This is a genomic window from Rhodanobacter sp. LX-99 (assembly GCF_018599185.1).
Classification (GTDB): domain Bacteria; phylum Pseudomonadota; class Gammaproteobacteria; order Xanthomonadales; family Rhodanobacteraceae; genus Rhodanobacter.
Window position 1 is genome coordinate 38,820 of the sequence record NZ_JAHFVL010000002.1, and the last position, 13,867, is coordinate 52,686.

The following is a 13,867-nucleotide window of genomic DNA, read 5'->3' on the forward strand; positions in this document are numbered from 1 at the left end:
CGGAACAGCCCGCTTTCGGGGTTCATGGCCTTGGGTCGCATGTCGGCGCTTTGCAGTAGTTGTCGATGAAGGCCTGGTGCGGCGGCATGGCCTCGACGCATGAGGCGAGCGTCCGGCGCACGCGGTCGACGAAGGCGACCAGGTCCGCCTCGGGCACTTCGTCGACGATGGGATGGTAGCCGCGCGGCACGATGCGCTGGCCGAGCATCACCTGGATCCAGCTCGGCAATGCGAAGAAATCCTCGCCGTTGCGGAAATAGCGGCCGTCCATGCGGAACAGCTCGATCGCCTCGCGCAAGGAGTCCGGGATGGCCATCGTCCGGCAATGGTCCCAGAACGGCGTGTCGTCGCGCTCGGTCGCGTGGTAGTGCAGGACCAGGAAATCGCGCACCCGTTCGTGTTCGAAGGCCGACTCCCGGTTGAAGCGATCGGCCAGCATCGGGTCGAAATCGCGCGTCGGGAACAGGCCAAGCAGGCGCTGGATGCCCGACTGGGCCAGGTAGATGGCGGTCGATTCGAGCGGCTCCATGAAGCCGCCGGCCAGGCCGACCGCCACGACATTCTTGTCCCAGAACTTCCTGCGCCTGCCGGGGGTGAAACGCAGCGGACGCGGTTCGGCCAGTGCCTTGCCGTCCAGGGTCTCGAGCAAGCTCGCGGCGGCTTCGTCGTCGCCGAGGTGGCGGCTGGAATACACGTAGCCGTTGCCGGTGCGGTGCTGCAGCGGGATGCGCCATTGCCAGCCCGCCGCGCGCGCGCTCACGCGCGTGTACGGCGTCAGCGGTCCGGCGCTCTCGCAGGCCACGACCATCGCGCGGTCGCAGGGCAGCCATCGGCTCCAGTCTTCATAACCGGCCTTCAGGGTCTTTTCGATCAGCAGGCCGCGGAAGCCCGAGCAGTCGATGAACAGCTCGCCCTCGATGCGCTCGCCGCTTTCCAGCACCACCGCTTCGATGAAGCCGTCTTCCCCGCGCTGGGCGACATCGACGATCCGGCCTTCGATGCGTTGCGCGCCCCTGCGCTCGGCCAGGTCGCGCAGGTAGCGCGCGTACAGCCCCGCATCGAACTGGTAGCCGTAGGCGATGTCCGCCAGCGGCGAACCCGGCGGCGCATCGGCGGCGCCGGCCATGAACCGGTTCAGCGGTGCGGCGGCAGTCGGCAGCGAAAAGGCGCCGATCTCCGGCGCCCGTCCGGCGAGGAACAGCTTCAGCCAGTACTGGTGGAACGGCAGCGGCCCCAGCGAACGGCCGATCGTGCCGAAACCGTGGACGTAGCTGTCGCCGATACGGCCCCAGTCGTTGAACTGGATGCCGAGCTTGAAGGTGCCTTGCGTCTGCGCGACGAAGTCGGCTTCCTGGATGCCCAGCACCTGGGCATTGAAGGTCTTCATGTACGGAACGGTGGACTCGCCCACGCCGACGATGCCGATCTCCTCGGACTCGACCAGGCGGATGCTGGCGCCCTTGCCCACGTAGGTGGCCAGTGCCGCCGCCGCCATCCAGCCGGCGCTGCCGCCGCCCACGACGACGATGTTCCTGATCCGGTTGTCGTTCATTGCTGCTGCGCCCGGGGTGAGGGTCCACGCATGAAAACGGCAGTGCCCGGGAAAATACAGGCAACTGCCGTCGAAGGAGTCCCCGTGCCTTGCGGCACGGGGAGCCAAGTGCCGCCTTAGAACTTGTACGTCAAGCCCATATACACGACGCGACCGGCGTAGTTGTTGGAGTAGAAGCGGGCCCTGGTGTCGTTGCCCAGGTGCGAGCGCGACTCTTCCTTGGTCAGGTTCAGCACCGAAGCGGTCACGCTGAACGCCTTGGTGAAGTTGTACGCCGCGTTCAGGTCGATCTGCTGGTACGGCTCTTCGTAGACGTTCAGGCCGTTGACCAGGCCGTCCACCACCTCGCCGCGCCGGTTGTACGAAGCCCGCGCCAGGAACCGCCCGGTTTCATAGAACACGGTGAAGTTGGCCTGGTTCTTCGCGCTGCCGACCAGCGGCGACTTGCCGATCTCGGTGCCGTCCTCGAGGGTGATGGCCGCCTCGTTGGTCTTGTTGTAGGTGTAGTTGGCCTGGAAGCCGAGGCCGAAGTCCAGCGTGTGCTGCGCGTACAGCTCGACGCCCTCCGAAACCCCGTTGCGGCCGCCGGCGGTGGTCGAGTAGTTCTGCACGGTCACGGTTTGGCCGCCGACGTCCATGGACACGTCCTGCACCACCGGCACCGAGAAGTTGCTGACGTTCTTGCGGAACACGTCGACGCCGAGCACCGAGCCGGGATGGAAATACCACTCCAGGCCGAGGTCGTACTGGGTGGCCTTGTACGGCTCCAGCTTCTTGTTGCTGCCGGCGCCGTACCAGCCCACCTCGTCGCCGCCACCGATCAGGCGGCGGTCGTTGACGTATTCCTGGCTGTAGTACTGCAGGCCGCCGGGAAAGGCGATGTCGCCGTAGCTCGGGCGCGAAATCACCTTGGAGGCGGCGCCGCGCAGCACCAGCTCGTCGGTGAGGTCGTAGGCGATGTTGAAGCTCGGCAGGACGTCGGTGTAGGTGCGGTCGAGCGAGCTGAGCACGAACGAGGAGACATGCCCGGTGGCCGGGTTGGTCTGGCTGTCCGGCAGCGTGGTGAAGCCGCTGACGCAACCGGAGCCGGCGGGCGCGCCGACGGCCGGCAGGCCGCCCGTCTGGCAGGGCGCCGGGTTGCCGTCGGGGCCGTCGAAGAAATAGTCGTTGTAGTAATCGACCTGGTCCGTCGAGTCGGCATGCTGCCGGGTGCGCGCCAGGCGCACGCCGACATTGCCGCGCAGGCGTTCGGTCTTGAAGTTGGCCTGCAGGTAGCCCGAATAGATCTTCTCGCCGACGTTGTAGACGAAGTTGTCCTCGTTGCGGGTCTGCATCTGCCCGTAGGTCTGGTTCAGATAGGCGACGTAGGCCGGATAGTTGATCGCCGGGTAGGCGCTGGCATGGATGCCGCCGGCGAGGTCGCCGAGCGATTGCGGGTACAAGAGCTGCGGCTGGAACACCGAGGCGCTGGGATCGCACCCGTTCTGGAAGCGGTTGTCGTAGTCGGAGGGATCCGCGCCCTGGCAGACCCAGTAGTTGTTGCCGGTGCTGCGGTGGGTGCCGCCGTTGCGGTATTTCAGCCCGAACTGCAGCGAGTCCAGCCAGTTGCCGTAGGCGTGCCAGGTGAAATCGGCCTGGGCGTACTTCTGCCTGGTTTCGTTGCGGGTCCACGAGGAGCCGGTCGAGCCGAGATCGACTTCGCCGATGCCGTTCTGGAGGTTCGCCAGCAGTTCCGGCGAGAACATCATCGTCGGCGTGCCGGCCAGGCTCCAGGCGCTCATGGTGTTGCCCAGGTCGTAATCGCCGGTCGCGTTCTGGCGGCGCGGCTTGATCGGCACCGCGATCTGCAGTTGCGGTCCGCCCTGGGCCCAGGTGCGGCCGGCCTTGAAGCTGGCGTCGAACGATTCGCCCACCCATTCGGCGCCGAGGTCCACGGTCTGCGACAGCGCTTTTTCACGGTTGTAGCTGCCGGTGATCTGCGGCGTGGGAATGCTGCAGTCGTCCGGGCCGAAGCCGCCGGTATTGGTCAGTCCGCCCGCGGCGGCCTCGTCGCCGCTGCAGTAGTAGGCCTTGCCCGGATGCACCGAATAGTTGGCCCCGGTGACGATGGTGCCGCTGGGGTCGAAGGTCAGTCCGTCGAGCATGCGGCCGCCGGGCCAGTTGCCGTCGCCTGCATAGCGGGCCAGATTCCATTCCGGGATCTTCAGCGTGTTGGTCTGGGAGTTCTGCGACAGGTCGAAACGGAAGTAGTTGGCCGTCAGGGTCAGGTTGTCGACCGGCTTGAACTGCAAGGTCAACTGCCCGCCCTTGCGCTCGCGTTCTTCGTTCTTGACGTTGAGGTTGACTGAGGTCGGCATCATGAAGTTGCAGTAATAGCCGCACTCCGTGGGCCAGCCGTCCTGGAAGGTGCCCGTGTAAGGATGGTTCTGGTCGTTGAAGCCCGACTGGCCCCACCAATAGGAAGTCATGCCCGACGGCTTGCCGTTGACGTCGGTCGCCGGGTGCGCGTCGTAGTCGTCGCCGTACCACTGCCAGTTCTCGGTGCTGGCGCCCATGGTGCGCGTGGTGCGCTTCTGCTGGGTGTAGCCGACGAAGACGCCGAAGCGATCGTCCTTGTCGTGCCAGGAATACGAGCCGGAGAACTGCCCGTCTGCCTTCTTTGTCGTGTCGGCCCAGGTGCCTTCGGCGGAAACGAAGCCGGTGTTCGCTTCCATGTCCAGCGGGCGGCGCGTATGCAGGATCACGGTGCCGCCGATGCCGCCCTCGTCGATGCGCGCTTCCGGCGTCTTGAACAGCTCGGCGCTGGACAGCATGTTCGCCGGCAACAGCGTGTAGTTGAACGAGCGCGTCGGATCGCCGTTGGATTCGGCTGTGGCGATGTAGTTGCCGTTCAATTCGGTCAGGGTCAGTTCCGAGGACAGGCCGCGGACGCTGACGTTCTTGCCCTCGCCGCCGTCGCGGGAAATGATCACGCCGGGCACGCGCTGCAGCGCGTCGGCCACGTTCTTGTCGGGAAACTTGCCGACGTCTTCGGCCGTCACGACTTCAACGATCGCGTTCGCCTCGCGCTTCTGGTCCAGGCTCTTCTCGATCGAGTAGCGATAGCCGGTGACCGTGACCTTGTTGAGATCGGTGACGTCGCTGGATGCATTGGACTTTGCCTGAGCCGCCTGCGTTTTCTTGGCCGGAGCCACTTGTGCGTCGGCAGAGGCAGCCGCCTGCTGCGCGTAGGCGCGAGTCGGCACTCCCGCGGCGACAGTCAGTGCAATCGCAATGGCGACGGACAACGAGTTCCGGATATTCGTGTGTGGCATCTGTTTCATTACAACCTCCCTCCCACATAGATTGAATGACGGCGCAGCGATGGTTTTAGATCGATCTAAAATCTGTGTCTGAAATGCGTCTCATGGAACATGGCCCATTGCTGCAATGACGCGGTGTTTCCCCCTGGACTGGCCGCATCAGATTTGGATCGATCTAATTCGGCGAGCAAGATTTACCACGATGCATGCGCCGATGCATGTTGCTGCGCAGCAGGGCAGGGGGCGCACTTCACTTGGACTGTCACCAGAGCGCAGCGACGCGTACGAATTCCTTGCCTCGATCGGGCGTGTGCTGCCTTCGCGGATGCGTTTTGTGCCGACGGGCGCGCTCGGCATGGGCGACGGCGAGGTCCGCAGCAGGACCGACCAGGTACGCAGCCTCGTTGCGGCGTTGCGGCGCTGGTCGATGACCCCGACCTGGGCGTGATCGGCGCGGCCAGCTGGTTCCTCCAGTGCGAGCGCTAGCCGCCCTGCAGGCTCCTAGGCTGCGGCGTTTTCGCTGAGCAGCGCCATCGCTTCGGCATGCGTCGGCAGCGCGGCGAACGCGCCGTGCCGGGTCACCGCCAGCGCGCCGCAGGCCGAGGCGTAGCGTAGGCAACGTTCCAGTTCGGACGGATGCGCGAGGAGGGCGTCGAAGCAGCGCGCATCGATCTCGTTGCCTTGCAGTTGCGACAGCAGGCCGCCGATGAAGGCATCGCCGGCCGCGGTGGTGTCCACGGCCATCACTTTGAACGCCGCCAGCTCGCCGCTGCGCTCGCGCGTATGCCAGCGCATGGGTGCGGCGCCGTCGGTGACCAGTACCAGTCGTGCGGTGCGCAGCAGGCGGGCGGCGATTTCGTCGTCGCCGTGGCGGCCCTGTTTCAGGTATTCCAGTTCCTCGCGCGCAAGCTTGACCAGGTCGGCGGCCTCCAGTGCCCGCCACAGGATCGGCAGCGAGGGCGTGGCGTCCGGCCACAACGCCGGGCGCAGGTTCAGGTCGAGGCTGACCAGCGCACCGCCGGCACGCGCCAGCGCCATGCCGGACAGCGTGGTCGTGGCGATGTCCTCGTCGGTCAGGCTGTTGCTGCAGGCGTGGAATACGCCCGCATCGGCAAAGCAGGCGGTGTCGAAATCGGCGTTGCGGAACAGCAGGTCGGCGGATGGCGGGCGGTAGAAGCTGAAGCTGCGCTCGCCGTGCGCGTCCAGCGAAACGAAGGCCAGCGCCGTCTTTGCGCACGCCGTGCGGCGCACGTAGCGGACGCCGGCGCCGGCTTCGTGCAGGCTCTTCAGCAGGAAGTCGCCGAACATGTCCTGGCCGAGCATGCCAACGAATTCGCAGCGCCCGCCGAGCTTCGCCACCGCCACCGCGGCGTTGGCCGGCGCGCCGCCGGCGAACTGGCGGAATATGCGTGCCTCCCCCGCGGTCGGCGGGATGGCGAGGAAATCGATCAGCGCTTCGCCGAAGCAGATGATGGTGTTCGCCTTGCTCATCGGCGCGCACCCGCTTGGTGGCGGGGACATGCCATGGCGGTCGTGGCATGGATCTCAGGGATGGGGTGCATGCGGGGTGCTTTCGCGTTCGATCAGTTGTACGGGCACGATCACGGAGCGCCGCGGCAGCGGTGGCGCGGCGGCACGCTGCAGCAGCAGTTCTGCGGCTTGGCGGCCGCGCGCGCGCGGCGCGGCGCACATCGTGGTCAGTGGTGGCATGCCGACCGCGGCTTCGGGGATGTCGTCAAAACCGGTGACGGCGAAGTCGGTGCCGGGGTGGCGATCCAGCCGGACCAGGCCCAGCATCAGGCCCAGCGCCACCGCGTCGTTGTAGCAGACTGCCGCGGTCGGCGCCGGATCGGTGGCGAACAGCGCGTCGGCATGCGCGCTCGCTTCGAGCCGGGTCGGCACGGTCTCGATCATCCAGCGCGGATCGGCCGCGATGCCGGCAGCCTGCAGCGCATCCTTGTAGCCGAGGCGGCGCTCGCGGCAGGAACTGGATTCGGCGTGGCCACCGTAGAAGGCGACGCGCCGGTGGCCCAGCGCAAGCAATCGCGCGGTGGCTGCACGTGCGCCGGCGCGGTTGTCCAAGCCGAGGAAGTCGTAGTCGAAGCCGGTGGCGGTCGAGCCGGTCAATTCGCGGTTGAACACCAGCAGCGGCGTGTGCCCACCGATCGCCAGCTCGATGTCGGCCACGTCGCTGGCCTCGGCCGGCGACAGGATGATGCCGGCGGGATGGTGTTCCATCAGCGAAGCCAGCACCTGGCGCTGCCGCGCCGGCGATTCATTGCTGCTGCCAAGCAGGGTGACGTAGCCCTTCACTCCCAATGCCTCGTCCACGCCAGCGGCGAATTCGGCGAAAAACGGGTTGGACAGGTCGTTGATGACCAACGCCACCGTGCTGGAAACGCGTTGGCGCAGGTTGGCCGCGGTGCGGTTGTAGACATAGCCCTGGCGCAACATCTCTGCTTCGATCCGATGGCGGGTCCCGGAGTGCACCAGCGGACTGCCGCGCAGCACCAGCGACACCGTCGCGCGCGAGACGCCACAGGCGTGCGCGATGTCGTTCAGGGTAATCCTGCGCGGTCTTTCCAGAGTCGTCCCCAGTCTTATTTAGATCGATCCAATATGCTCATCCTGCGCCATGCGGCGCATCGCTGCAAGTGCGGAACGAATCCGGGGCATGCCGGGCGCCTGCATTTGCCGGCATGGTGGGTCGCATTACGGAGCCTGGTCGCAAAGCCATGCCGCCATAGCGGCGCGGGCCATGAAGAGTCGCGACGTCCGCGACGGGCACAGGTCGCCTTTGCAGGCGATGTAGGTTGTTTTTGGATTTTAGATCGTTCTAAAATCGAAAAAGACACGCATATGCGTTTCTATGTGCTTGTGTTTCAACCCGCGGTGTGCTGCCGATGGCGGCCGCATGGCAGGCATATCCCGCATCCATGGGCCGCCGTGGTCCGCAGACGATCCGGAGACGTATGAGCAGCTTCGACTTGTCCGCCACAGTGCTGAAAACCATCCTGGCCGGCGTGCTGCTGGTGGCAACGACACCGTTCGCGCCTGCTTCGGCTCGCGACAGCGAGGATCTGCCTGCTCTGGTCAACACTCTCATCGGTACCCAGGACGAAGGCAATACCTATCCTGGCGCGTCGGCGCCGTTCGGCCTGGTCCAGGCCAGCCCGGTCGGTTCGCACTACGCCGGCTGGCGTTACGGTGACGAGAAGATTCGTGGCATCGGCCACTCCTTCCTGTCCGGCGCCGGTTGCTGGGAGCAGGGCGGGCAAGTCGTGGTACTGCCGGTCACCGGCAGCATCGGCCCCGGCGGTGACTTCGACACCAGCGACGCGAAGAACTTCGATTACCGCAAGTACGGTTCGCGCTATACCCTCGACGGCGGTGCCGGCGAGGCCGGTTATTACAAGGTCCGGCTGACCGACTACGGCGGCATCGACGTCGAGGCCACCGCGCTCACCCGCGCCGCGGCCGAGCGCTACACCTTTCCTGTCGATGCGAAGACCGGGCACGTACTGGTCGATGTCAGCCAGGCCAACGAGAAGCACCGTGTGATCGGCAGCGAAGTGCGCGTGGTCGGCGACCGCGCGGTCGAAGGCAAGATCACCACGCTCAGCTTCTGCGGCGGGCACGAATACGCCACTTGGTTCCGCATCGAATTCGACCGCCCGTTCAAGGCTTTCGGCGTCTGGGGCCAGGCCGGCGGCACGCCGGGCGCACGTTTCAGCATGGAAAGCGAATACGAGCCGTTCAATGGCGCGTGGCTGAGCTTCGACCTGGCGAAGGGGCGCAGCGTCACCGCGACCACCGCAATCTCGCACGTCGACGCCGAGGGCGCGCGCGTCAACCTGCGCGCCGAAGGCATGAAGGACGGCAGGCTGAAGTCCTTCGATGCCATGCGGAAGTCCGCGCAACAGGCGTGGCGCGACGAATTGTCGAAGGTGCGCATCGAGGGCGGCAGCCACGACGACCGTGCCGTGTTCTACACCGCGCTGTACCACGCGCTGCTGCAACCGCTGACCGGCAGCGACGCCGACGGCCGCTATCGCGGCTATGACGATGCCATCCATGTCGCCGACGGCTGGACGTATTACGAGTTCTTCTCGCTGTGGGATACCTACCGTTCGCAGAACCAGTTGCTGGCATTGATCGAACCGCAGCGCGCACGCGATATCGGACGCTCGCTGCTGGCGATCGACGCGCAGGGCGGCTGGCTGCCGCGCTGGGGCTACGCGAATTTCGACACCAACACGATGACCGGCGACCCGGTCACGCCGTTCCTGGTCGACTTGTGGCGATACGGCGCGCTGAAGGGCCTGGAAGGCGAGTCGTGGAAGGCGCTGCGCAAGAACGCCTGGGGCGTACCGCCACTGCAGTCGCGCTCCGAGGGGCGTGCCGGCAATGTCAACTATCTCAAGAACGGTTTCGTGTTCTTCGACCGTACCTTCCCGGCCAAGGGCATGGACGTGGACCCGCAGAACGGCGGTTCGGCGACGCTGGAATATGCCTTGTCCGACTGCTCGCTGTCGCTGATGGCCGATGCCCTCGGCGAGAGGGCGGACGCCGCGGAACTGCGCGCGCGCGGCGGCAATTGGCGCAAGCTGTGGGATGCGCAACTGGCCGAGAAGGAGTCCGGCTTCACCGGCTTCCCGCGCCCGCGCATCGAAGGCGGCGACTGGTTCACGCCGCCGACCGGCACCTACAGCCCGCGTTCGCATTACGGCTTCCACGAAGGGACGGCATGGCAGTACCAGTGGCTGGTGCCGCAGGACGTACCCGGGCTGGCGCTGGCGATGGGCGGCCGCGAGGAAATGGCGAAGCGCCTCGATGCCTTTTTCGCCTACGACGAACTGCTGGCCGATCCGCAGAACGCCCCGCGCAAGGCCTGGGTCGGCGGCGCCTATTCGTACTATGGCCAGTATCGCTACAACCCCAACAACGAACCGACCATGCACGTGCCCACGCTGTACAGTCTGGTTGGCCAGCCATGGAAGACCGCGACCGTGCTGTCCGCGGTGCAGACTTTGTTCACCAATGCGCCGAACGGCGTCACCGGCAACGACGACCTCGGCACCATGTCTGCCTTCTACCTGTTCGGCGCTATGGGGTTTTCGCCGCTGATGCCCGGCAGCGGCCAGCTGCTGCTGCACCCGCCGCGTTTCAACCGCGTCGAAGTCGCCCTGGCCGAAGGCAAAAAGCTGGTGGTCGAAGCCGATGGCGCGAACGCACCGCGCCCACGCTACATCCGCGGAGTCAGTTTCGATGGCCGGCCGCAAACCGCGGTCTGGATCGATGTCGACCGGCTTGAGCGCGGCGGCACACTGAAGTACCAGTTGACCGACGCCCCGGACGTTTCCGGCTGGGGCACACGCGTGGAAGATGCGCCGCCGGCGGCCTGTCCTGCCGATTGAGCCTGGCGGGTTCACGGCAATGATGGCGTGCCGCTGAACCGCGGGTACTGGAAGCTGGCCGCGGTGTTGGCGCCGTCGTTTCCGGCACGGCCACCGTGAAATCCGGCCGTTGCCATCTCGGTCATCGTCCAGGCGACTCTCCCGCTTCACCGATGCACTCCGTCATGCCGTGGTGACAGTCGCGACTCCTCCGTGCAGTCATGCGGTTCTGTCGCAACGACACCGGCAAATTCAAATTCAGCTTGCAGACAAGCGTTGGCGGATGTACGTTAATGAATGAACCGGTTTGGTTCAGGATTCAAGCGGGGCGTGGGGGCACAGCGCTTCGTTGCATCAGAGTCGGGGGGCTTCCGTCTTTCACAGAAACTGCGCTGGCAACAGGCAGCACTTCGGTGACGGCAGATCGGGTGGAAGCCGCAAGACACTTCGCCGCCATTAGAAGTTGCGCGTGTTTGTCAGGTTGTGGGGGGTGAACCTGGCGGCGGAGTGGTCAAGGATTCGAGTAGGGCAAGTACGGATGCCCTGCATGCTTGTCCAGCACATGGAATGAAGGGGGGACAATCACGCTTGCGAATGCGCACATCTGGCGACGACGGAGTCGATCCGTGACGCGCAGGCCGCTTGGCATACGCCAGGCTTGCCTGGTGCCAGGTGCGATTGATCGCGGCATTCAAGAACACGCATATCCGTCGTGCCATAACCGGACCGACTGAGGATTGCCGGGTGTTTCGCTGGCCCACGCAAGTCGTGGCACGCGGCGGCTCCGGCGAAATCAGCGTCGTCAATGGCATCGACAGCAGACCGACGGTAATCGACGCCGCAGCCTATTGCGCCGTCCTGACGACCGCTGCACCGACGTCCCGCTTTCCCGCGGCAAACCAGCCTTGTGCCGCGTCGAATTGGTCGCTCCATTCAACACCGGAAGAGCATTTACTGGGAGACATCGCATGGCCAAGCAAAGCAGTCAGAAATTCATCGCACGCAACCGTGCGCCGCGCGTGCAGATCGAATACGACGTCGAGGTTTATGGCGCACAGAAGAAGGTCCAGGTGCCCTTCGTGATGGGCGTGATGTCGGATCTTTCCGGCGCCAATGCCGGCGAACTGCCGTCGGTCGAGGAGCGCAAGGCGCTCGAAATCGACGTCGACAATTTCGACAGCCGCCTGCAGTCGATGAAGCCCAGGGTCACCTTCGCAGTGCCGAATACCCTGACGGGCGAGGGCAATCTCGCCGTGGACATCACGTTTGAAAGCATGGACGACTTTTCACCAACTGCGGTGGCCAGGAAGGTGGGGGCGGTGGCCAAGCTGCTCGAGGCGCGCACACAGCTCGCCAATCTCGACACCTACATGGACGGCAAGGCTGGTGCAGAGAACCTGATCGCGCAGGCGTTGAAGGATCCGGCACTGTTGCAGTCTCTGGTATCGGCGCCCAAGCCCGCCGACGACACCAACAAAGACGGGGAGTAAGCAAGCATGGCAACCGAAAAACTCGCCGAACAGGGCGGTGCCGTACAGACTCTGGATGCCGGCGATTTTGCCGCGCTGCTGAACAAGGAATTCAAGCCCAAGAGCGACCGCGCGAAGGAAGAGGTGGAATCGGCGGTCCGCACGCTGGCCGAGCAGGTACTGAACAAGTCCGACATCGTTTCCGACGACGTCGCGCAGACCATCAATGCCTACATCGCGGAGATCGATCGCAAGCTCAGCGAGCAGATCAACCTGATCATGCACCACGCCGACTTCCAGAAGCTGGAAAGCGCATGGCGCGGCCTGCATCATCTGGTCAACAACACCGAGACGGATCAGCAGCTGAAGATCCGCGTGATGAACATCTCCAAGAAGGAGCTGGCCAAGACCCTGAAGCGCTACAAGGGCACGGCCTGGGACCAGAGCCCGATCTTCAAGAAGCTGTACGAAGAGGAATACGGCCAGTTGGGCGGCGAGCCCTACGGCTGCCTGGTCGGCGACTACTACTTCGACCACAGCCCGCCCGATGTCGAACTGCTTACCGGCATCGCGCAGGTCGCGGCTGCCGCGCATGCGCCGTTCATCTCGGCTGCGGGCTCCACCCTGATGGGCATGGACAGCTGGAACGAGTTGGCCAACCCGCGCGACCTGGCCAAGGTGTTCTCCACGCCGGACTACGCCGCCTGGCGTTCGCTGCGCGAGTCGGACGATGCCAAGTACATCGGCCTGACCATGCCGCGCACGCTGGCCCGGCTGCCTTATGGTGCGGCGACGGATCCGGTGGAGGAGTTCAATTTCGAGGAAGACACCGCCGGCGCGGATTCGTCCAAGTACACCTGGCAGAACGCCGCTTACGCGATGGCGGTGAACATCAACCGCTCGTTCAAGATGTACGGCTGGTGCTCACGGATTCGCGGCATCGAGTCCGGTGGCGCGGTGGAGGGTCTGCCGGCGCATACCTTCCCGACCGACGACGGCGGCGTGGACATGAAGTGCCCCACCGAGATCGCGATCACCGACCGCCGCTCGGCCGAGCTGGACAAGATGGGCATGATGCCGCTGGTGCACCGCAAGAACTCGGACATGGCGGCCTTCATCAGCGCGCAGTCGCTGGCCAAGCCGGAGGAGTACGACGATCCGGACGCCACCGCCAACGCGGCCCTCGGTGCGCGTCTGCCGTACATGTTCGCGTGCTGCCGTTTCGCGCATTACCTGAAGTGCATCGTGCGCGACAAGATCGGTTCGTTCAAGGACCGTGATGCGATGGAGCGCTGGCTGGCGTCGTGGATCAACCAGTACGTCGACGGCGACCCCGCCAACTCCAGCGAGGAGACCAAGGCACGCAAGCCGCTGTCCGCGGCGGAAGTGGTGGTGGAAGAGGTGGAAGGGGCACCGGGGTATTACACGTCGAAGTTTTTCCTCAAGCCGCATTACCAGCTGGAAGGTTTGACTGTTTCCTTGAGGCTCGTGTCTCGTTTGCCGTCGGCTGCCAAGAGCTGATCCGGTCAGGATGTTCTTGGTTTCAAAGTAGGTTGCAACACCCGTTATTGCCTGGCAGGTCCGCAAGACATGCGGGCCGTCCGGCTCAACTGATCCCAATAGACAAGGAGAATTCTCATGGCATTAGACATGCACCTGAAACTGGAAGGCGGCAGCGTCACTTTCGCTGGCGAGTCCAAGCATGAAAAGCACAAGGATCAGATCCAGCTTCTGGCCTGGTCGTGGGGCCTGTCGCAGAGCGGTTCGTTCGGCCATGGCACCGGCGGCGGCGCCGGCAAGGCGAACGTGCAGGACATCAGCTTCACCAAGTACATCGACAAGAGCTCCACGGCTTTCATCAAGGCGCTCGTGACCGGTGCGCACATCACCACCGTAACCTTGTTCATTTCGAAGGCCGGCGGCAAGCAGGAAGATTACTTCACCATCAAGCTCACCAGCGCGATGGTCACCAGCTATTCCACGGGCGGCTCCGGCGGCGAAGACATGCTCACCGAGAACGTGTCGCTCAGCTTCGCGAAGTTCGACATCGAATACTTCAAGCAGGACGACAAGGGTGCCGTGGCTTCGGCGGGCACCGTTGGCTACAGCGTCGAGGAAGTCAAGGCCAGCTGATCCGGCCCTGCGCTG

General features: G+C 64.9%; 9 protein-coding genes. 5 read left to right on the plus strand and 4 right to left on the minus strand.

Annotated features, from left to right (window positions below; genetic code table 11):
- Positions 1–22: 22 nt before the first annotated feature.
- Both KK131_RS10820 and KK131_RS10825 read right to left on the minus strand, forming a co-directional pair.
- Positions 23–1,552 (minus strand): tryptophan halogenase family protein, encoded by a 1,530-nt coding sequence (locus KK131_RS10820; RefSeq protein ID WP_214556749.1) that lies wholly within the window; start codon positions 1,550–1,552, stop codon positions 23–25.
- A 116-nt stretch (positions 1,553–1,668) separates the two neighbouring features.
- Positions 1,669–4,875 (minus strand): TonB-dependent receptor, encoded by a 3,207-nt coding sequence (locus KK131_RS10825; protein ID WP_214556750.1) that lies wholly within the window; start codon positions 4,873–4,875, stop codon positions 1,669–1,671.
- A 181-nt stretch (positions 4,876–5,056) separates the two neighbouring features.
- Here KK131_RS10825 and KK131_RS10830 point away from each other — a divergent pair, with 181 nt between their 5' ends.
- On the plus strand, positions 5,057–5,302 hold the full coding sequence (locus tag KK131_RS10830) for a hypothetical protein (RefSeq protein WP_214556751.1): 246 nt from the start codon (positions 5,057–5,059) through the stop codon (positions 5,300–5,302).
- Positions 5,303–5,355: 53 nt separating this feature from the next.
- Here KK131_RS10830 and KK131_RS10835 read toward each other — a convergent pair whose 3' ends face one another.
- Complete coding sequence (locus KK131_RS10835; protein WP_214556752.1) at positions 5,356–6,345, minus strand: carbohydrate kinase; 990 nt, start codon at positions 6,343–6,345, stop codon at positions 5,356–5,358.
- A gap of 54 nt (positions 6,346–6,399) precedes the next feature.
- The gene (locus tag KK131_RS10840; RefSeq protein WP_250887266.1) at positions 6,400–7,452 is read right to left on the minus strand and encodes a LacI family DNA-binding transcriptional regulator; all 1,053 of its coding nucleotides are present in this window, start codon (positions 7,450–7,452) and stop codon (positions 6,400–6,402) included.
- 374 nt (positions 7,453–7,826) lie between these two features.
- Here KK131_RS10840 and KK131_RS10845 point away from each other — a divergent pair, with 374 nt between their 5' ends.
- The 4 genes from KK131_RS10845 to KK131_RS10860 all read left to right on the plus strand — a co-directional run bounded on the left by KK131_RS10845 (position 7,827) and on the right by KK131_RS10860 (position 13,852).
- Complete coding sequence (locus KK131_RS10845) at positions 7,827–10,271, plus strand: GH92 family glycosyl hydrolase (RefSeq protein WP_214556753.1); 2,445 nt, start codon at positions 7,827–7,829, stop codon at positions 10,269–10,271.
- A 947-nt stretch (positions 10,272–11,218) separates the two neighbouring features.
- A complete protein-coding gene (tssB, locus tag KK131_RS10850; RefSeq protein ID WP_214556754.1) occupies positions 11,219–11,740 on the plus strand; it encodes a type VI secretion system contractile sheath small subunit in 522 nt (173 codons plus the stop codon).
- A 6-nt stretch (positions 11,741–11,746) separates the two neighbouring features.
- The gene (gene tssC / locus KK131_RS10855) at positions 11,747–13,240 is read left to right on the plus strand and encodes a type VI secretion system contractile sheath large subunit (RefSeq protein ID WP_214556755.1); all 1,494 of its coding nucleotides are present in this window, start codon (positions 11,747–11,749) and stop codon (positions 13,238–13,240) included.
- 117 nt (positions 13,241–13,357) lie between these two features.
- Positions 13,358–13,852 (plus strand): type VI secretion system tube protein Hcp, encoded by a 495-nt coding sequence (locus KK131_RS10860; RefSeq protein WP_149363836.1) that lies wholly within the window; start codon positions 13,358–13,360, stop codon positions 13,850–13,852.
- The last annotated feature ends 15 nt before the right edge of the window (positions 13,853–13,867 follow it).